The 18,246-nt window shown below is 47.7% G+C and carries 15 protein-coding genes; all 15 read right to left on the minus strand.

Annotated features, from left to right (window positions below; all coding sequences use genetic code 11):
* Nucleotides 1–75: 75 nt before the first annotated feature.
* The gene (locus tag AC5JLB_RS23875) at nucleotides 76–2,604 is read right to left on the minus strand and encodes a two-partner secretion domain-containing protein (RefSeq protein WP_495876325.1); all 2,529 of its coding nucleotides are present in this window, start codon (nucleotides 2,602–2,604) and stop codon (nucleotides 76–78) included.
* 91 nt (nucleotides 2,605–2,695) lie between these two features.
* The gene (locus AC5JLB_RS23880; RefSeq protein WP_495876326.1) at nucleotides 2,696–5,884 is read right to left on the minus strand and encodes a two-partner secretion domain-containing protein; all 3,189 of its coding nucleotides are present in this window, start codon (nucleotides 5,882–5,884) and stop codon (nucleotides 2,696–2,698) included.
* 95 nt (nucleotides 5,885–5,979) lie between these two features.
* Nucleotides 5,980–6,606, minus strand: a complete 627-nt coding sequence (locus AC5JLB_RS23885) for a MarC family protein (protein ID WP_495876327.1) — start codon at nucleotides 6,604–6,606, stop codon at nucleotides 5,980–5,982.
* 79 nt (nucleotides 6,607–6,685) lie between these two features.
* On the minus strand, nucleotides 6,686–7,096 hold the full coding sequence (locus AC5JLB_RS23890) for a response regulator transcription factor (protein WP_495876328.1): 411 nt from the start codon (nucleotides 7,094–7,096) through the stop codon (nucleotides 6,686–6,688).
* 555 nt (nucleotides 7,097–7,651) lie between these two features.
* Complete coding sequence (locus AC5JLB_RS23895) at nucleotides 7,652–8,173, minus strand: DUF1003 domain-containing protein (protein WP_495876329.1); 522 nt, start codon at nucleotides 8,171–8,173, stop codon at nucleotides 7,652–7,654.
* Nucleotides 8,174–8,204: 31 nt separating this feature from the next.
* Nucleotides 8,205–10,928 carry an MGH1-like glycoside hydrolase domain-containing protein gene (locus AC5JLB_RS23900; protein ID WP_495876330.1) on the minus strand — a complete coding sequence of 908 codons (2,724 nt, stop codon included), beginning with the start codon at nucleotides 10,926–10,928 and terminating at the stop codon, nucleotides 8,205–8,207.
* A gap of 8 nt (nucleotides 10,929–10,936) precedes the next feature.
* A complete protein-coding gene (locus tag AC5JLB_RS23905) occupies nucleotides 10,937–11,707 on the minus strand; it encodes a glucose 1-dehydrogenase (RefSeq protein WP_495876331.1) in 771 nt (256 codons plus the stop codon).
* A gap of 23 nt (nucleotides 11,708–11,730) precedes the next feature.
* A complete protein-coding gene (locus AC5JLB_RS23910; RefSeq protein WP_495876332.1) occupies nucleotides 11,731–12,585 on the minus strand; it encodes an MIP/aquaporin family protein in 855 nt (284 codons plus the stop codon).
* Nucleotides 12,582–12,767 (minus strand): hypothetical protein, encoded by a 186-nt coding sequence (locus AC5JLB_RS23915; protein ID WP_495876333.1) that lies wholly within the window; start codon nucleotides 12,765–12,767, stop codon nucleotides 12,582–12,584. The genes AC5JLB_RS23910 and AC5JLB_RS23915 overlap by 4 nt, the downstream gene beginning before the upstream one ends.
* Before the next feature lie 73 nt (nucleotides 12,768–12,840).
* The gene (gene pgl, locus AC5JLB_RS23920; protein WP_495876334.1) at nucleotides 12,841–13,629 is read right to left on the minus strand and encodes a 6-phosphogluconolactonase; all 789 of its coding nucleotides are present in this window, start codon (nucleotides 13,627–13,629) and stop codon (nucleotides 12,841–12,843) included.
* Between the two features lie 8 nt (nucleotides 13,630–13,637).
* Nucleotides 13,638–14,585 (minus strand): class I fructose-bisphosphate aldolase, encoded by a 948-nt coding sequence (locus tag AC5JLB_RS23925; protein ID WP_495876335.1) that lies wholly within the window; start codon nucleotides 14,583–14,585, stop codon nucleotides 13,638–13,640.
* Between the two features lie 160 nt (nucleotides 14,586–14,745).
* The gene (locus tag AC5JLB_RS23930) at nucleotides 14,746–15,657 is read right to left on the minus strand and encodes a Cof-type HAD-IIB family hydrolase (RefSeq protein ID WP_495876336.1); all 912 of its coding nucleotides are present in this window, start codon (nucleotides 15,655–15,657) and stop codon (nucleotides 14,746–14,748) included.
* Between the two features lie 51 nt (nucleotides 15,658–15,708).
* Nucleotides 15,709–16,503: an SDR family NAD(P)-dependent oxidoreductase gene (locus AC5JLB_RS23935; protein ID WP_495876337.1), complete on the minus strand. Its 795-nt coding sequence runs from the start codon at nucleotides 16,501–16,503 to the stop codon at nucleotides 15,709–15,711.
* A 23-nt stretch (nucleotides 16,504–16,526) separates the two neighbouring features.
* Nucleotides 16,527–17,030, minus strand: coding sequence for an SDR family oxidoreductase (locus tag AC5JLB_RS23940; RefSeq protein ID WP_495876338.1), 504 nt, complete (start codon nucleotides 17,028–17,030; stop codon nucleotides 16,527–16,529).
* Between the two features lie 152 nt (nucleotides 17,031–17,182).
* The gene (gene gnd / locus AC5JLB_RS23945; RefSeq protein WP_495876339.1) at nucleotides 17,183–18,238 is read right to left on the minus strand and encodes a phosphogluconate dehydrogenase (NAD(+)-dependent, decarboxylating); all 1,056 of its coding nucleotides are present in this window, start codon (nucleotides 18,236–18,238) and stop codon (nucleotides 17,183–17,185) included.
* Between the last annotated feature and the right edge of the window lie 8 nt (nucleotides 18,239–18,246).

An 18,246-nucleotide genomic window follows, 5' to 3' on the forward strand; every position in this document is an offset into this window, starting at 1 on the left:
TCAGATTTTGATGCGTTTGGCAAGTCCTGTTGAGAATGGTGCAAGATCTGAGTTAACGCTAACTGAAGGCATTTACTATTTTCGCGAGCAGGTGTTTGGGTAGTTCAACGAATTCTGCACTGATGAGTTAGAGGTGTTGGCAACTAAGATGATTTTTCCAGCAGGCGTTCTCTGCCAGCTAGTTGCTTCAACAACTGGCGTGTAGGGTGTAGAGTGATCTTGAGGTTTGTAACTTGCTTCTCCAGTTGAATTAGGAATGTCTCCGCGTCTCCGGATCTCCGTGTCCTTAGCTTCTGGCGGCTGAGTCACGGTTAGCCTGCGTCGGTCTTGCCACTCCGCATCATCGTCTAATTGTTGCTCTGGTGTGGGCGGTAAGCCACCGCGACCAGTAATGACGAAGGAGTTGCCTTGATTGGCGGGACACCCTTGAGCAATCAGACGGGAAGAATCAACGACGGTGGTGGGCAATGCGACTAAGCCAGCGGTAGGGGCAAGCCGATCGATGTTAAGTTGCACCGTGCCCTGTTGAGCAGACGTGGATCCAGTTGCGGTGATGTCACTCAAGGGCGTGTCTTGCGATCGAGTCTCGATGCCAAAGATACCATAGGTATTCACTGTGATGTTGCCACCACGAGCGTTCACAGAGTTAGCACTGATGTCGCTGTTTTCGGTAGGAACGGCAACGATCGATCCTGCATTAATCCGAATGTTGCCGCCATTGCCACTGCCCCTCGCCGAGGTTGTGATTTGACTATTGTTTCGCAGCAGTAGAAAATCCCGCACATTCAGGTCAAGGTTGCCTCCTTCCCCAGATGCAGTAGCCGCAGTAATTGAACTGCCACGATCGAGAGAAATCGAGTTGGCATTCACCTGCAATGTGCCAGCATTCCCAGTCCCCTCATTGTTGACACCAATGTTTGACCCATTACTGATGTTCAAACGAGGCGTATTAATAGTCACGCTACCTGAATTCCCACTTGGTCTGTCAGGCAGTCTATAAACTTGTCGTAAGGATTCAACCACAATAGAGGCAGACGAACCCACACGACTGGGAAAAGGATTGCCAAACATTGTACTACTAACCTCGACAAATTCGCTGGCATTGATGGTGACACTGCCGCCGTTACCAGTTGCTAAAGTGGAAGTATTGACAGTGCCTCCGTTTTGAAGCACCAACCTTGCCGTGTTAATCGTTACTACTCCAGCATTGCCAGCATTGAGGGCGTTAGAGGCCACACTGCTCCGAGTGAAAAGAGGTGTCACTCCTACTATTTCTACTGCTTCAGCTGCATTCACCGTCAAAGCACCACCCTTGCCAGATCCAAAAGTGGCAGTTGATACAGTTGCTCCGTCTAGAACACTCAACCGCTCTGTTGATACCGTTATCGTTCCTCCATCTCCAGAGCTGTAAGAACCACTACCGATAACACTGGCAAAAGTAGGATTTGTGGACGAAAATCCAATCAGTTGGATAGAGCCAAAAGCATTTACAATGACGTTGCCAGCATCACCAGAACTGTAGGAGCGAGTAACAGTTCCCGCCCCACTCTGTGCAATTAACTGCTGAGTTGAAACTGTAATATCTGCGCCACGTCCAGTTCCCGCAGTTTCACTATACAATCCACCAAGCAATCGACCATCTGGGCTACTTCCGCTTAATTCCAGCGATTGGGCAGCATTCACTCTAATGGTTCCTCCTGATTGAGTCCCCCCATTTTGAACCAAAATCAGTGAGCCATCTGCCAGCGAGACTTGATTCCCCTGCGCTTGAATTGAACCGCCCCCGCTTGCATCGGCTAATGCCTGTCGCGATAGACGAATATCCCCAAAGGTTTGTACTCCTGGATAGCTGAAGGTAAAACCATCACCAAGACTAACTTGTCCATTGCGAACGCTCCCCAACTTAATGTGTCCTTGCTCTGCTGTCAGCGTACCGCCTGCAATATCTATATCTCCTCCAATTAAAGCAAGAGACTGACCGACTGGCACCCGCAACCCTGATGCACTATTATTTCTGGTAATAGGAGAAAACCGAAGGACTAGAACAGATAAATTGTAGCCATTCCCCTGCACTTCAATGCGCCCTGGATTCGCTCCCATCTGCAAGCCAACCGGAACACTCACCGTCAATAGCGGTGCGGTTTGAGGATTGGTGGCGCTATACTGAAAATTATCAGCAAAGTTAATGCTGTTAGCAGTCGTCGCCACAAACGAACCCCCAATATTCAGTCGGGCATTGGGACGAAACAAAATGCCATTCGGATTGAGCAAAAACAAATTTGCCGTGCCATTTGCCCGAATCACCCCATCAATATTTGAGATTGATCCACCTGTGACGCGGCTGAAAATGTTCTGCACATCAGCCGCATTGTTAAAGTAGGCAGAACCTCCAGTCGGTATGGAAAATTGGCTGAAGCTGTGGAAAAGGTTGCCCCCTCGCCTGGCTCCCCCATCAATTTGCACACTGGGATCGCCTGAAACTTGCGATCGCTCCTCCGTAGGCAATGTAGTATCTGGCACGATTTGCGCGGCGATCGGTTGAATAAACCCTGCACTCACGAGGCTGACTGTCAAAACGCTGATTTGAAAATGCGATCGATTCATCTTGCTATCCTCTCTCGCAGTAATAGGGACAGGATAAGCTACCCTGCATCATGACTCAAGCTAAGGGAAGAGGTTGATTTTATGTTCTGATTTACTGCCTACCGTTGCAAGCAGCTAGTTGATGCATTGAGTTCTGCACGGTTGGATGAGATGAGTTGGCAACCAGAAGAATCTCTCCCGTCGGAGTTCTCTGCCAGCCAGTCGCTTCAACAATTGGGATGGAGGACGCGGAGGGGTTTGCGATCGCTTCTCTGTGCCTCTGTGTCCTCTTGTCTCCTTGTCTTTCTCTCCCAATCACGGTTAGCCTGCGTCGGTCTTGCCACTCCGCATCATCGTCTAACTGTTGTTCTGGTGTGGGCGGCAAACCACCGCGACCTGTAATAACAAATGAGTTGCCCTGGTTAGCAGGACAGCCCTGAGCAATCAATCCAGGAGCAACTGGGTCAGTGGGTAATTGCACTAAACCAGAAGTCGGGTTAATGCCTGCGGTGGTAACGTCGAGCGTCCCCGGTAAGGCAAAAGTCACACCTGTCGCCGTGATATCGCTCAAGGAAGTCGGATTGAGGCGGGATTGGATACCGAAGATAGAGAAGGAATTGATGCTGACGTTGCCACCCCGAAAATCTTTAGAATTGGCGCTAATATTACTATCTTCGTTGGGTACTGCAATCAGAAAGCGAGTATCAATGCCAATGTTGCCGCCAGGAATGCCAGTTCCAGTCGCATCCGTCGAGATGTTGCTGCCGTTGCGGAGGAGAACCAGGGGCGATCGCACATTGATATCACCCCCACCGCCTGTGGTGTCTGCCCGAATGCCGCCCTGATTGTTGAGAAAGAGGCGATCGGCATCCAGAAGCAACGAACCTGCCTGACCCGTATTCAAACTGCTCACTGTCACGTTGGCACGGTCTTGAATGCCAAGGGTATCAGCCTTGATTGTGATATTGCCAGCATTTCCTTGTCCAGCCGTGCTGGCAGACAATTGAGCACCATTCGTTGCTAAGAACGATCGTGCCGTGATGTCGATATTGCCTCCGTTGCCCACCGCCCCTGATTCAAGTGTGCTGATGGCATTTCCCCCATCAAATGAGACAGCATCACTCGCTTGAATTTGAATATTTCCTGCCCTGCCTTGTCCCTGTGCATTTGTGTTGATTCTCCCTCGATCGGCAACAGAGAGTGTCCCGGTGTTGATGCTGACATCCCCTGCACTTCCCGCCGATCCGGGTTCTGCCAAGGTATACACCCCACTGCGGTAGTAGATACGCGCTCCAGGTATTACCGAGGTAAGCACTTCACTGCTGTAATCGGCAAAAGTAGGGGCTGTGCCACGAATCTGTACATCACGCGCATTAATGACGACGCGACCGGCATTTCCCCGCCCTTGAGTAGAGGCATTCACAACACCCCCATTGGTTAAAAACAGTGAGCCAGTTGAGATTGTCACATCTCCTCCTTGACCAGTCGAAACCGTCTGTGTAGAGATTCTGCTGGTTCTATACTCTGTAAATCTACCACTGGTGTCTTTCCTAAAGAAATCACCATCTAGGGAGACGCGATCACGAGCATTGATATTTACGCTGCCTGCATTGCCCTGCCCACCGGTGAAGGTAAGCAACTGGCCGGCATTGGTAAGAGAAAGTGCTCCGGTCGTGATGTTGATACCGCCAACTTTACCCGTGCCAAAAGTGTAATTGCTGATGTAACCAGTATCTAAAGAAACCGTATTGTAGGCATTCACATTGATACTGCCTGCGTTGCCCGCCCCAATCGTGACGGAGCCTATTCCAGATCCCTGTGTGAAAGAAACGGTATCACGAGCATTGATATTGATACTGCCTGCATTGCTCTGTCCACTCTGGAAGGAAGTCAGTCCAGCGCCATTCGTGAGAGAAAGCGATCCGGTCGCGATGTTGATATCGCCAGCGTTACCGGCACCAGGTCTGCTGATATTGTACACAGGGCTGTCATCGAAAGAGATGGTATTGCGGGCATTAATATTGATACTGCCTGCATTGCCCTGTCCCTCCGTGTAAGACTGCACGTTAGTATGATTGGTGAAAAAAAGCGATCCGGTTGCAATGTTGATATTGCCAGCGTTACCAACACCCGTTGGTTTCATACCACTAGACATAGCAGTGCGATCTAAAAAGACTCGATCGCCCGCAGTGAGATTGACGCTACCGAGCGTTCCCTGTCCGGCTAAATAGTTGTTCAAGTCGCTCATGCTGAGCGTAATCGAGCCAGTTGCATTCAAATCTAGATCTCCGGTTTGGGCATTGGTTAGTCCTGAATCCCTAGGAATCCCAATCACAAGTCTACTTTTGGAGATGTCAATCGTTTGGGCAAGCATTCTAATACTGCCACTGGCTCCTGTAACATAAATGCCACTACCATTGCTCAAGGAGATATCGGCTCTTGGCACTGCATTCGGGATCGCGAGTTGCCAGTCGGAGTTAACCGTCGATAAACCAATAGTTCCTGTCCCACCTACAGCCCCTAACTCGACATAGCTTCCCGGACTAATTAACCATCCACCATCTGGTTGCGCGTCTTGTATGCCATTGGCGAGAAACCTCAACAAAGGTTGTCCAGGAAGACTGGCGGGAGTAAAAGGTTCTCCACTCTCTAGCTGAATCGGTCCGCCGACGAGCAATAGGTTTTTCCCAGGGGGAACCTGTAAACCCGTGGCGTTAAAACCAGAGTTAGTGAAAACCCTCTCGTCAAACCGAGATTGAACGATGATTGGCTGGGGTATTAACTGATTAAAGAAAAAGGCATTGGGATTCACCGTGAGTAATTGACTCGGTAACGGTTGGGTCGCGTCGCTGCTGAACTTCTCGCCATTCGGAAAGCCGATCGCATTGGCAGTCGTCGCCACAAACGAACCGCCGATATTAAGTGATGCATTCGGACCAAACAGAATGCCGTTGGGATTGAGCAAGAGCAAATTTGCTGTCCCGTTTGCCCGAATCAAGCCATCAATATTCGAGACTGATCCACCTGTGACGCGACCGAAAATGTTCTGCACATCAGCCGCATTGTTGAAATAGGCAGAACCGCCCGTTGGCACTGAGAACTGGCTGAAGCTGTGAAACAGATTGTCCCCTCGTCTTGCTCCACCATCAATTTGAACGTTTGGATTGCCTGAAACTTGCGATCGCTCCCCCGCAGGCAATGTGGTATCAGGAATCACTTGCGCGGCGATCGGTTGAACCCAAAGCAAGGCACTCACGATACTGCCTGTCAGAACCCATGTTTTGAGATGCGATCGTTTCATCTGGCTGTCCTCACTCTGCTGGTACAACTTCTGAGCAATCACTGGAGCTAAAAATAAACTAATCCACAGAATGAGTCTAGATTAAGATAGATAAGTTAACTGATTTTCAGCAATTCCAGAACACCATCAGCTATTAACTGCACCGCGATCGCCAGAATAAAAAATCCTAGAATGCGATTCAACGCCCCCATTCCTGTGACACTAACCTTTTCAATCAGCGGCTCTCCTAATACCAGAAACAAATAAAGGATTAGTCCCAACAGGACAATTCCTACAACACACCCTAGTTGCTCAATCCACCCATGCGCTTGCGTTGCGAGTCCAATTACAACTCCAATAGAACCTGGACCGCTAATCATTGGAATTGCCATCGGTGTGAAGGAAATATCCTCCTTGTCGATCGCTTCGTGATGCTCTTGAGCGGTCAATCGTGGGTGAGCTGTCACCATTTCCCAGGCGGTGTGAGCAACAATCAGACCCCCTGAAATTCGCAAAACTCCCAATGAAATACCTAGGAAATTGAGAATGAGCTTACCCACCATGAACGATACAATTAGAACCCCGATGACATTCAAAGCTGTTTTACGAGTTTGGTTGAGTCGGAACCGGGAAGAATCGTTCGCTGTTAAGCTATAGAAAAAAGGTACAGCCCCAATAGGATTTGCAACTGGAAACAATGCTCCTAGAGTTGCTACGGTAAAAGCTAAAAGTGGGTGACCCATAACCAGATTGATCAAAAGTTAGCATCTTCTCACCATTTCTTTTCTCAAATTCTCTTTTTTTCTCATTTGTTCTCTTAACTTAATGAACAAGACCAGCGCGGAGTGCCCGAATTGCTGCCTGGGTACGATCTTCAACGCAAAGCTTTCTAAAAACGCTGCGAACATGGGTCTTCACCGTTCCTTCAGTCATATAGAGTTTTGCAGCAATAACGGAGTTTCTATATCCCTCGACAATCAATTGCAGCACTTCCAACTCACGAACAGTCAACGGTTCAGCAGTGATAACTTGAATCCATTCTGGTTCGATCGCTCGAATGGCGATCGTCTCGACAGCGTTGATGCCAACTGTTTGAACCGAAACCTTGAGTTGAAGGATTTCAGCAACTTCTTTTGCAACAATAGTAAGTGCCTGATTAATTGAAGAATCAATTTGAGAGGAAAACCTTTGGTACTCAAGATTATCTTCGGTTAGCAATGTGGTAAGTGACATAGAACTCTCTCCAGTGAGACATCAAGTGGGTTTGAAGTTCTGACAAATTAATGGGTTACTAGAAGACCGTGAACAAGAATGGCTCATACAATTAACGTGTTTACAAATTGTGGCAAACCATTCTGCAAGAGCATTGTTATATCTAACCTACCTATGCAGTGCTACAGCGATGCTTGTATGAGATTTAATATATGTGATTGTCTTCGACTTGTCGTCCAACGAGAGTTGCTATTTTTTACAGCAGAGAGTGTGATTCATCTATCCAACTAGAAGATGAGATTAACTCAAACTTAAGTTGGTACCTCAACTTAAATCTAATAATTTTCCTGTAGCAACAGTTGTGGTCGGGATTGACAGATTTTACTTATTAACGCTCTTCCATCACATTAGGCAGAGGAAAGTAAGGTTGGAGCATCCCTTGACGAAGGTAGAATAGCACCTGGTAAAGCATTTGGATTTGGGGAACTCGACGGTGATTCAGTCGTTGCATTACTGGAAGAGCCTTTCTTGTCCAGCACAGGCGCACCTTCAAGTTTCATGTTTTTACGGTTTACGTCATTGCTGCTCATCTTGCTCTCTCGTGATTAGGGTTTTAAGCCGATCGAGTTGCTCTTGCTGAATCGCTTTGATAGTATCGAATTCTTGTGTATAAATCTGTTCTAGGCGATCGAACTTATCATGCAACAGTTCAATCTCCAACTCTGCTTTCATATTAACTTCGTAGTCATGTTTAGCATTCTGGCGATCGACCTCTGCCTGCCGATTCTGGCTCATCATAATGATGGGTGCAGTATAAGCCGCTTGAAACGATAGCACTAGATTCAGCAGAATAAAAGGATAAGGGTCCCAGTGTTGAACAAACGCTATGACATTCAGCATGATCCAGATTGCCAATATCCCACTTTGAATGGCAATAAACCGCCAAGAACCTACGATCGCCGCCACTACGTCTGAAAGGCGCTGACCCAAAGTTAAACGGGGTGGTGGTAATTGGGCAGGCTCTCGCTCTCGCAGTTGTCGTAAGAGATGGTAATCGTCTTGATCAATTAGAGGAAGTTGATTAGGAGCAAGAGCCATATTATTTTATCCTTGATTATTTTCTACTCTGTTATTCAATCTGCTCAGGCTGAGAGCTACTATGCTGCTCTGCACACTGCTGGATTAGTTTTGCCACTAGCCCTGTCCAGCCAGTTTGATGGCTTGCACCAAGACCTGCACCATTATCGCCATGAAAATATTCATGAAATAAAATCAGGTCTTTCCAATAGGGATCGGTTTGAAAAGTTTCTATACTGCCATATACAGGTCGTCGGTTAGCATCATCCTTTAAGAATGTCCGAACTAATCGCCGAGATAATTCATTCGCCACCTCCAACAGCGACATCATCTGTCCAGAACCAGTAGGGCACTCCACTTTGAAGTCATCACCCAAGTAGTGATGATAGGTTTGTAGAGATTCAATAATCAGGTAATTAATTGGAAACCAGACAGGACCCCGCCAGTTAGAATTGCCGCCAAACAAGCTTGTTGTCGATTCGGCAGGTTCGTAATCAATTTGGTATTCGTTTCCGTCAACTTCCAACATGTAGGGATGCTCAGCATGGAATTTAGATAAGGCACGAATTCCAAACGGTCCTAAAAATTTACTTTCATCCAGCATCTTTTCAAGGATTTGCCGTAGTTGGTTGGGTCCGGCGATCGCCAGTAATCTTCTGCTTGCAGCACCTGTCATCTCCAAACAAGCAAGATTTTGGACTAAGTCAGGGCGATTTTGCATAAACCATTCCGTTCGTTTTCTAAAACCAGGAAATTGCTCAAAGATTTCTGACTCTAAAGCAGTAACGGCAAATAATGGAGCCAATCCCACAATGGAGCGAACTTTCATCAGAAAGTGGTGACCACCGGGCAAATGTAAAGCATCGTAGTAAAACCCATCGGTTTCATCCCACAGCGACAGATCCGCTTCACCAACTCCCTCGATCGCGTCAGCAATGTAGAGAAAGTGCTCAAAAAACTTGCTGGCGATGTCTTCATAAACGACATCTTCTTTTGCCAGCTCCAGCGCAATCATCAACATATTCAAGCAGTACATTGCCATCCAACTGGTGCCATCTGCTTGATTGAGGTATCCTCCGTTGGGCAGTGTAGCACTGCGATCGAACACCCCAATGTTATCTAATCCTAAAAATCCACCCTGAAATACGTTTTTGCCCTCAATATCCTTGCGATTCACCCACCAGGTGAAATTGAGCAGCAGTTTCTGAAACACTCGTTCTAAAAATGGTCGGTCGCCTCCGGTGCGTCCATCAGGACGTTCAGTTCGACCATACATTTTTTGTTCGATTTGATAGATGTGCAGGGCTGCCCATGCATGAACGGGGGGATTGACATCACCAAATGCCCACTCATAGGCAGGAAGTTGCCCGTTGGGATGCATGTACCACTCTCGCATTAAGACACTCAACTGACGTTTGGCAAACTCTGGGTCTAGCATGGTGAGCGGAATGCAGTGAAAGGCTAAATCCCATGCGGCAAACCAGGGGTATTCCCATTTGTCGGGCATTGAGAGCACATCATCGTTATAGAGGTGCATCCATTCATGATTTCTGCCCTGTTGCCGTTCTGGTGGCGGAGGTGGACCCGCCGGATCACCATTCAACCAATCATGAACTACGTAGTGATAGGATTGTTTGCTCCAGAGCATGCCAGCAAATGCTTGTCGTTGCACAGTTCGCATCTCCTCAGACCGTGAAACAGGACAGATGCGCTGGTAAAATTCATCCGCCTCTTGCTGACGATCGCGAAAGATTGCCTCAAAGTCTTGCCCAAACAAGTCTGTCTGACTCTCGTTAAGACAAGTGGGGGAGTCTTTCAAGCGTAGCCGCACCGTTTGCGTTGCACCGGGAGCAACGACAAGCTGATAATGAGCCGAGAATTTTGTTCCAGTTTGATTGGGATTAATTGCATCCTTATGGTTGTGAATGACGTAATCATGAATGCCATCTTTAACGTAGGGTGAAGCATTGCTAACATTGAACAACCGTTGAAAATTTGTTTCATTATTGGTGAACAACAAGTTAGGGATGCCATCGCAGGCAAGCCATCGCATACCCAGATCTGGATGAAACGCTTCGATGATGCTGAAATCAGCCGTTGTTTTGCTCACATTTAGCCAAGGTTTTTCTTTCTTTTGTCCAACATTCCAAGACCAAGTGTTGCGAAACCACAGCGTGGGTAACAAGTGTAATGTTCTCGTTTCAGATCCCCGATTGACGACATTGATCTGAATCAGAATGTCTTCAGGTGATGCTTTGGCATACTCAATGAATACATCAAAATAACTATCGTCATTGAATATCCCTGTATCCAGTAGTTCAAATTCAAATTCTTGTCGGCTTCTGCGGCGATTTTCTTCTACCAACTGAGTGTAAGGAAATGCATGATGTGGGTATTTATAGAGATATTTCATGTAGGAATGAGTAGGAGTATTGTCTAGATAAAAGTAATACTCTTTGACATCCTCCCCGTGGTTGCCCTCATTGCCCGTTAACCCAAACATCCGCTCTTTAAGGATGGGATCTTCGCCGTTCCACAATGCGATCGCAAAGCACAGCCGCTGATGCGTATCCGAGATCCCGGCGATTCCGTCTTCTCCCCAGCGATAGGCCCGCGATCGAGCATGATCATGGGGAAAGTATTCCCAGGCAGTCCCATTGGCGCTGTAGTCTTCGCGCACGGTGCCCCACTGTCGTTCACTCAAGTAGGGTCCCCAGCGTTTCCAGTAGGCAGTGCGATCGCGATCACTTGCTAACCTTGCTTCTTCTTGCGTCATGGTAATTTCTACTGCTCGTGATAATTCCGAATCAATCCACCATCCACATAGAACGTAGCTCCAGTCACGTAGTCAGCCGCCGAGGATGCAAGAAACGCGACCATTGGAGCAATATCTTCCGGTGTTCCTAACCGTCCGAGAGGAATATTTTGTTTGAGCGAGTTGAGTTTCACTGGATCATGCAACAGCTTAGTATTGATGGGAGTTTCGATCGCACCAGGGGCAATATTGTTAACGGTGATTCCTAAAGGTCCCAGTTCTACAGCTAAATTTCGCATCATCATCTTCACCCCACCCTTGCTAGCACAATAGGACGTGAAGTGAGGGAATGCCATTTCCTCATGAACTGAACTAATGTTGATAATCTTACCTGTTCGTTTTGTCTCAACTAGATGCTGTACAAAGGCTTGGGTGATGAAAAATGTTCCTTTAAGATTAATATTGAGTACCGCATCATAGTCTGCTTCAGTGATGTTCCAGAAGTCAGCGTTCTTGCCATCGACCCCAGCATTATTCACCAGAATATCCAACTTGCCAAAGTGCCCAATTCCCTCTGATATCAGCTTGCGAACATCAGTAACTAGGCTCAAATCTGCCTGAACAATATGCCCTTTACGTCCTGCTGCTTCCACTTTTGCCAACGTTTCTTTGGCACCGTCTGGGTGAGAACGGTAATCGATGACGATATCTGCACCAGCTTGCGCCAGGTAAACGGCGATCGCTTGCCCGATTCCCTGACTGCTGCCTGTGACTAGCGCAACTTTTCCTTCAAGTGTCATAGTGTCCTCCTACATTTCAATAGCTAAGGCTGGTGCGATCGCAGAAATCGATTCAGTCCGCTGACATTCTTAAAAATGCTGCGGTAGTGAGGAACATGAAATAGTTTGCCACTCAAAATATCACGTTTGCCCATACTCAATCGGCGAAATACAGCAACTGCCAGTAATGCACCCAAAGGTGGAGCAATACAGTAAAGCCACTGGTCTCTCCACAAGCCCGTTACTAGGGCAGGCCCAATACTGCGGGCAGAATTAAGGCTGGTGCCAGAAATCGGAGCGCCGAGCCAAACCATTGCTGCAACGAGTAGCCAAGTTATGAGCGGTGTCCAGCACATTAGACGACGGTTACTCACAAACAAGAAAATTGATATCACTAGGAGAAATGTCATCAACACTTCTGCGAGAAACACAAACCAGAGAGCATACCCTGCTCCAGGAAGAGTCATGCCGTTGTAGACGCTACCAGCATATTTTCCCCACACCAAAACCAATAGAGTTGCTCCAAAAGTCGAACCCAGAAACTGGGCAATGACATATCCTATTGCATCTTGCCGATGCATTTTTCCATGTACCCAAAATGCTAGAGTTACAGAGGGATTGATGTGCGCTCCACTCAGTTTTCCTAGAGGTGAGACGGCAAACAATGAACCACTTCCTGAGTATATTAACCCGGTTATCAGTAAGCGGATACTGTGGTTAGGAATAAGCTGCTCCATTGGGAGACCTTGGCCAAAATCAAAGACAACCGCACTCAGACCAACGAAGATGTTGACTGTTGTGCCTACTAGTTCCGCTGTATATTCTGCCCAATGCAAAGTTTGCCAACGGACAAAATAATGCGCGGTTTTCGTCCTGAGCAACAAAGTAAGGCGCTTCATAGAGAGACAACCATTTCCTGGGGCTTAAAGGTAACGATCATTTCAGGCGGCTTACTGTGACGAAGACCTGCGGTTCCTTCGGAGTTGCGCAAAGCGCTAATCGCAGTTGCATAATCTCTAACACCCAAAATTGCAGATCCGGCAACGATCGTATTCGCTTCTGCCTCTAGCACTTGCCACAATCAGCAGACAAGATAAACGCTGCAATCGCCGGATTGAATGGGCTTCATAATTTAGCCAGGAATTGAGGAGATATTAAAGAATTGACGAAACATTAGTGGATAGAGAACTTGCTGCTGCTTGATCGACCATCCACATCACTTTGCCCTGAGTCGGACGAATGATTTGTGCAGGCAAGCGATCGGGCTGATACTGTCCTTCCAACACAGCTTTCAGCGTTGCTGCTTTTTCAGACCCAGTAACAAAAAAGATGACTTTCCGTGCGTTGTTGATCACAGGTGGCGTTAGCGTGATGCGATGAGTGTCTAACTTTTCTACCCAAGATGCAACCACCGAACGAGACTGTTCATGAACCGCGTCGGTTCCGGGGAAGAGAGAAGCGGTATGTCCGTTAGACCCCATCCCCAACAGTACTAGGTCAAAGCGAGGAAACTGATGTTCACCAAGCTGAAAGAATTGTTTCAGGTCTTGCTCATATTCAGTTGCCACCTTTTGAGCATTCGGATTCTCGGCTTTGATGCGATGCACATTTTGGAATGGAATCGGCACTTGAAACAACAATCGTTCTTGTGTCATCCGAAAGTTGCTACTAGGGTCGCTCGGCAAAACGTGACGTTCATCTCCCCAAAATAGATGAACTTGATTCCAGGGAATTTGTTTGCGCCACGGTTGAGTTGCCAGCAGAGCGTAAAGACTTTTGGGAGTTGAACCGCCGGAGAGCGCGATCGTAAATTGTCCTCTGGCTTGAATCGCTTGGTTTGCCTGTTGCACAAACTCGGTAGCAGCAGCCCAAGTTAACGCTTCAGGATTGGGGAAGACTTGAATGTCAGGTTTTACCTGTGTTCGGATTAATTCTTGCATCATTACTTCCTTTAATTGAGAACCGGAACTTGAACGTGAGACGGCTTTGTGTTGTAAATGTCCATAATGGTGTTGAGTAGCTGCACCGCATCTGGTTTGGAACGCTCAAAGGAATTGCGTCCAATCACTGAGCCAAATCCATATCCATCACGGATAGCCCGAATTTCATTTAGCAAAGCATCGTCATTGTCGATCTCTCCACCCGAAAAGATAACAATTCGCCGTCCGTTAAAGGCACATTGCACCACATGATGCACTCGCTCAGCTAATGTCGCGATCTGGATCTGTTCTTTCTCGTACACCTTGCGGGCTGCCTCCTGTTCAATGTGTTCGTTTGGCAGTTTCACCTTGATGATGTGAGCACCTAATTGAGCAGCAATCTGAGCCGCATAGCCAATCACGTCGATCGCCCTCTCACCCATTTTGCTTAAACCCGATCCGCGGGCATAAGACCAAATCATCACCACTAATCCATGCCGCTTTGCTTCTTCGGCACAGGCTCGAATCTGTTGGTACATCTCAAACCGATGTTCTGAACCAGGATAGATAGTAAAGCCAATGCCTACACATCCTAGCCTCAGTGCATCCTCCACGCTGCCAGTCAGTGCTTGCGTTGGGTCTGGCTCAGCGAGCAACACATCGTGATTGTTGGCTTTAAGAATCAGGGGAATTTTACCTGCAAATTCTCGTGCTCCTGCTTCCAAAAATCCTAGCGGTGCGGCATAGGCATTGCATCCCGCGTCGATCGCTAACTCAAAATGATAACGTGGATCATAAGCAGGTGGATTGGGTGCAAAACTACGAGCCGGACCATGTTCAAAACCCTGATCCACAGGTAGAATGACGAGCTTTCCCGTTCCTCCTAATTTCCCGTGATTCAGCAATCTTGCCAGGTTTGTCAATGTACCTGGGTTGTCGCTACCATACCAACTGAGAATTTCTTGTACTCGATGAGACATTGTTGTTTCTCCTAAAAGTATTGTCTGGCTAAAACTATTCCCTTTTCCCCAAGGCACATCCTGCCAACAACCACGACAAAACCAGTACACTTGATGATGGCGAATGTGACGCAGGAGTGGACGAGAACAATAGGGACAAACGGCTTCACCTACTACAGGACTATACCGTCGATCGAAGACGGTGCTTGGGTCTGTCTACTGCATCATGATTACCTAAGATGAACGATTCAACCGCTTTGGCAAACCCCTCCTCCTCATAGGATGCCGTGATGTAGTCAGCCTGCTTCTGCACTTCTGCACTGGCATTACCCATTGCAATGCTCAAACCACTTCGTTCAAACATTGGCACATCATTGGGCATATCTCCAATTGTGGCAATCTCCTGGCTAGGAATTTCTAGTAGTTGCGAGAGACGATCGACCACCGCTCCTTTGTTGGCATGAGGATGTGTCACGTCCAAATAGTAAGACTGCGATCGAGCAGCAGAAACCTGCTCCCCTCCACCCGAACTAGCTCCTGCCTGGCAGTGGACATGCGAACCAAACACTTTTTGAACCTCTGTTTCACACTTGGCAACAGCATTGAGGTCATCGCTAACACCAACAATTTTGACCACATTATCGAGTAAGCCATCAAAGCTAGAAACTACTGTGGGTGGAAACTTGACTGTCCACTCTTCGCGATCGACATGAGGCCCATGCCGTTCATGCACAAACCAATCCTTGCCGCGGTAGATCCAAACATCTAGATGATGAGCAACAATCATTTGGATAACGTCTGGAACGATGGTTGTAGGTAAGACATTCTCCTCTAATGTGGAAAAGTCAGGATGCACAAACAGACCGCCATTAAATGCTGCGATCGGTTCTGTTAGTTTCAGAGCATCAGCAATCATTTTCATCCCTAATGGCGGACGACCACTGGTAATGGTGAAACGAATGCCTGCGTCCCATAGTTTATGAATGGCTGCACGAGCGCGATCGGTTAAAATCTTGTCTTTTGTCACAAGCGTACCATCGACATCTGCCAGCAGCAACGAGATTTTAGGTGGCTTGGGAGAATGGGGATTCATGATAAAAAAGTTTGCTTGTGAATTGTTAATGCCTAATTGATTGAAGACAACCTATACAATCGATCGCACGACACCGCCATCAACCCGTAGGGCTGCGCCATTAATGGCAGACGCTAAGGGGCTAGCAATAAATGCAACCAGTGCCGCTACTTCCTCGGTTGTCGCGAACCGTTTGATCAGCGAAGATGGACGAACTTTCTCAAAAAACTCTTTTTCTACCTGCTTGGGAGCAATGGCTTGGTCTTTTGCTAATCCTGCAATAAAACCTTCAACCCCTTCTGAACGAGTAGGACCGGGAAGCACTGAATTGACCGTGACATTAGTGCCAACCGTTGTCTCTGCTAAACCACGAGCAAGTCCCAGTTGTGCAGTCTTCGTCACGCCATAGTGAATCATTTCTGCTGGAATATTAATGGCAGACTCACTAGAGATGAAAATAATGCGTCCCAAGTTCTTCTTCAGCATCAGCGGTAAGTAATGTCGCGAGAGCCGCACTCCACTCATGACATTTACTTCCAGAAATTTCATCCACTCGTCGTCGGGAATTTCCTCAAAGGCTTTGGAAGCAAAAATCCCTAAGTTATTGATCAGAATATCCACTTCTGGGAATTGCGCGAATAATTCTGAAGCTCCTGCCTGCGTTCCGAGGTCTGCGACCACACCCTGAAGTTTGGCATCCGTTACGGTTTGTTTAATGTGAGCGATCGCGCCATTGACTCGCTCAGTCGTGCGTCCATTAATGACCACAGTTTCCCCTTCTTGGGTGAGGGTAGTTGCGATCGCTAACCCAATACCTGCCGTAGAACCGCTGACCAAAGCTATTTTGCCTGTTAGGTTAAGATCCATCTATCCTGCTCCTTTAGTTGGCATTAAATCAAACGATGTCCACCATCAACATGCAGCACTGTTCCTGTAGTGAAACGGTTTTGCATTAGAAATAGAACGGCATCTGCTAGATCGTTAGCTTGACCTATGCGCCGAGCTGGAAGTTGCTTGCCCAGGTTCTCAAAAAATGCATTGCGCTCCTCCTCTGGCATTTCATTCCAAGAGGGCATTTCCACCACTCCCGGTGAAACTGCATTGACGCGGATAGGAGCCAGTTCAACTGCTAGAGAGCGTGCAAAAGCTGCCAAGGCTGCGTTAGCCGCAGAAACTACTGATGCATTGGGGAAGAGCTTCCAAGCCGCAACTCCAGAGAAGAACGTAATGGAACCCTTCTGACTCAAACGAGGATCCGCGTGTTTGACAGCGTAAAATGGGCCGAGAATTTTGCTAGCAATGTTAGCTACTGCTTCTGCTGCGGCTAATGCAGTAGCTAACCCTATACCCGAACTCGCTCCGATAATGACAACCCTTTTGCCTGAGAGTGACATAACTGTGCTTTTCCTTTAAATTTCCGATGATTTCTGATTTTCTATCACTGTCTTCCGAACCCTAGTCTTTGGCAGCCCCAAAGATGACGACCTACAAAGTTCTGCTAAATGAACCGAGGCTTGGATTGGAGACGGTGGAGCGACTGCAATCGTCATGATGATATTTCCACATGTTCTTCAAGATGTCCGCCGAACTGATAGCGCATGGCAGAGAGGAGCTTACTAGCAAATTCGTCCTCACCTCGTGAGCTAAAACGCTGATAGAGAGCAGCACTCAACACTGGTGCAGGAGTCCCTTCATCGATCGCTGCCATAATTGTCCAGCGTCCTTCTCCAGAATCAGAAACCTGACCTGTAAAGGTCGAGAGATGAGGATCTTGGAGTAGTGCGATCGCGGTTAAATCCAGCAGCCAAGAGGCAATGACGCTACCGCGTCGCCAAACCTCAGCAATATCCGGTAAATTAAAGTCATATTGGTAGTTCTCTGAATTACGGAGCGGAGTCGATTCGGCGCTGGCAGCTCGCTGTTGTTTACCCACATTCGCGTGATGCAGAATGTTGAGTCCCTCGGCATAGGCTGCCATGATTCCGTATTCGATACCGTTATGCACCATTTTGACAAAGTGACCCGCACCGTTAGAACCACAGTGCAAATATCCTTGTTCTGCTGTACCACTCACCTGATCTCGACCCAGCGTACGAGAAATGTCACCCTGTCCGGGAGCCAATGTTTGCAGGATCGGATCGAGATAGCGCACAGCCGCTTCCGGTCCACCAATCATCATGCAATAGCCCCGCTCTAGCCCCCACACTCCGCCGCTGGTTCCGATGTCAACGTAACTAATTCCTTTTGATTTGAGCGATTCTGCCCGACGAATATCATCGATGTAATAGGAATTGCCACCATCAATCAGAATGTCTCCTGCTTCTAGCTTTTGAGCTAGTTCCATTACCATATCTTCGGTGGGATCCCCGGCAGGCACCATCAGCCAGATAGCACGAGGTTTATCAAGTTTTTGGACGAAATCATCCAAGGTATAAGCTGCGATTACCCTTCCGGGAAACTGCGAAGCATCCGCGCCTTCCGATGCAAGCTGTTTCGCTTTCTCTGGTGTGCGGTTGAACACGACACATTCATGATTACTTCGCAACAGTCGCCGCGCGATGTTCGCGCCCATACGTCCTAGACCAATGACACCAAGTTGCATTGTTGTTT

The sequence above is a fragment of the Myxacorys chilensis genome (assembly GCF_059505265.1).

Excerpts from the sequence above, each read along its gene's own strand:
- AC5JLB_RS23875 (WP_495876325.1), bottom strand. The coding sequence starts at position 2,604 with ATGAATCGATCGCATTTTCAAATCAGCGTTTTGACAGTCAGCCTCGTG.
- AC5JLB_RS23880 (WP_495876326.1), bottom strand. The coding sequence starts at position 5,884 with ATGAAACGATCGCATCTCAAAACATGGGTTCTGACAGGCAGTATCGTG.
- AC5JLB_RS23885 (WP_495876327.1), bottom strand. The coding sequence starts at position 6,606 with ATGGGTCACCCACTTTTAGCTTTTACCGTAGCAACTCTAGGAGCATTG.
- AC5JLB_RS23890 (WP_495876328.1), bottom strand. The coding sequence starts at position 7,096 with ATGTCACTTACCACATTGCTAACCGAAGATAATCTTGAGTACCAAAGG.
- AC5JLB_RS23895 (WP_495876329.1), bottom strand. The coding sequence starts at position 8,173 with ATGGCTCTTGCTCCTAATCAACTTCCTCTAATTGATCAAGACGATTAC.
- AC5JLB_RS23900 (WP_495876330.1), bottom strand. The coding sequence starts at position 10,928 with ATGACGCAAGAAGAAGCAAGGTTAGCAAGTGATCGCGATCGCACTGCC.
- AC5JLB_RS23905 (WP_495876331.1), bottom strand. The coding sequence starts at position 11,707 with ATGACACTTGAAGGAAAAGTTGCGCTAGTCACAGGCAGCAGTCAGGGA.
- AC5JLB_RS23910 (WP_495876332.1), bottom strand. The coding sequence starts at position 12,585 with ATGAAGCGCCTTACTTTGTTGCTCAGGACGAAAACCGCGCATTATTTT.
- pgl (WP_495876334.1), bottom strand. The coding sequence starts at position 13,629 with ATGATGCAAGAATTAATCCGAACACAGGTAAAACCTGACATTCAAGTC.
- AC5JLB_RS23925 (WP_495876335.1), bottom strand. The coding sequence starts at position 14,585 with ATGTCTCATCGAGTACAAGAAATTCTCAGTTGGTATGGTAGCGACAAC.
- AC5JLB_RS23930 (WP_495876336.1), bottom strand. The coding sequence starts at position 15,657 with ATGAATCCCCATTCTCCCAAGCCACCTAAAATCTCGTTGCTGCTGGCA.
- AC5JLB_RS23935 (WP_495876337.1), bottom strand. The coding sequence starts at position 16,503 with ATGGATCTTAACCTAACAGGCAAAATAGCTTTGGTCAGCGGTTCTACG.
- AC5JLB_RS23940 (WP_495876338.1), bottom strand. The coding sequence starts at position 17,030 with ATGTCACTCTCAGGCAAAAGGGTTGTCATTATCGGAGCGAGTTCGGGT.
- gnd (WP_495876339.1), bottom strand. The coding sequence starts at position 18,238 with ATGCAACTTGGTGTCATTGGTCTAGGACGTATGGGCGCGAACATCGCG.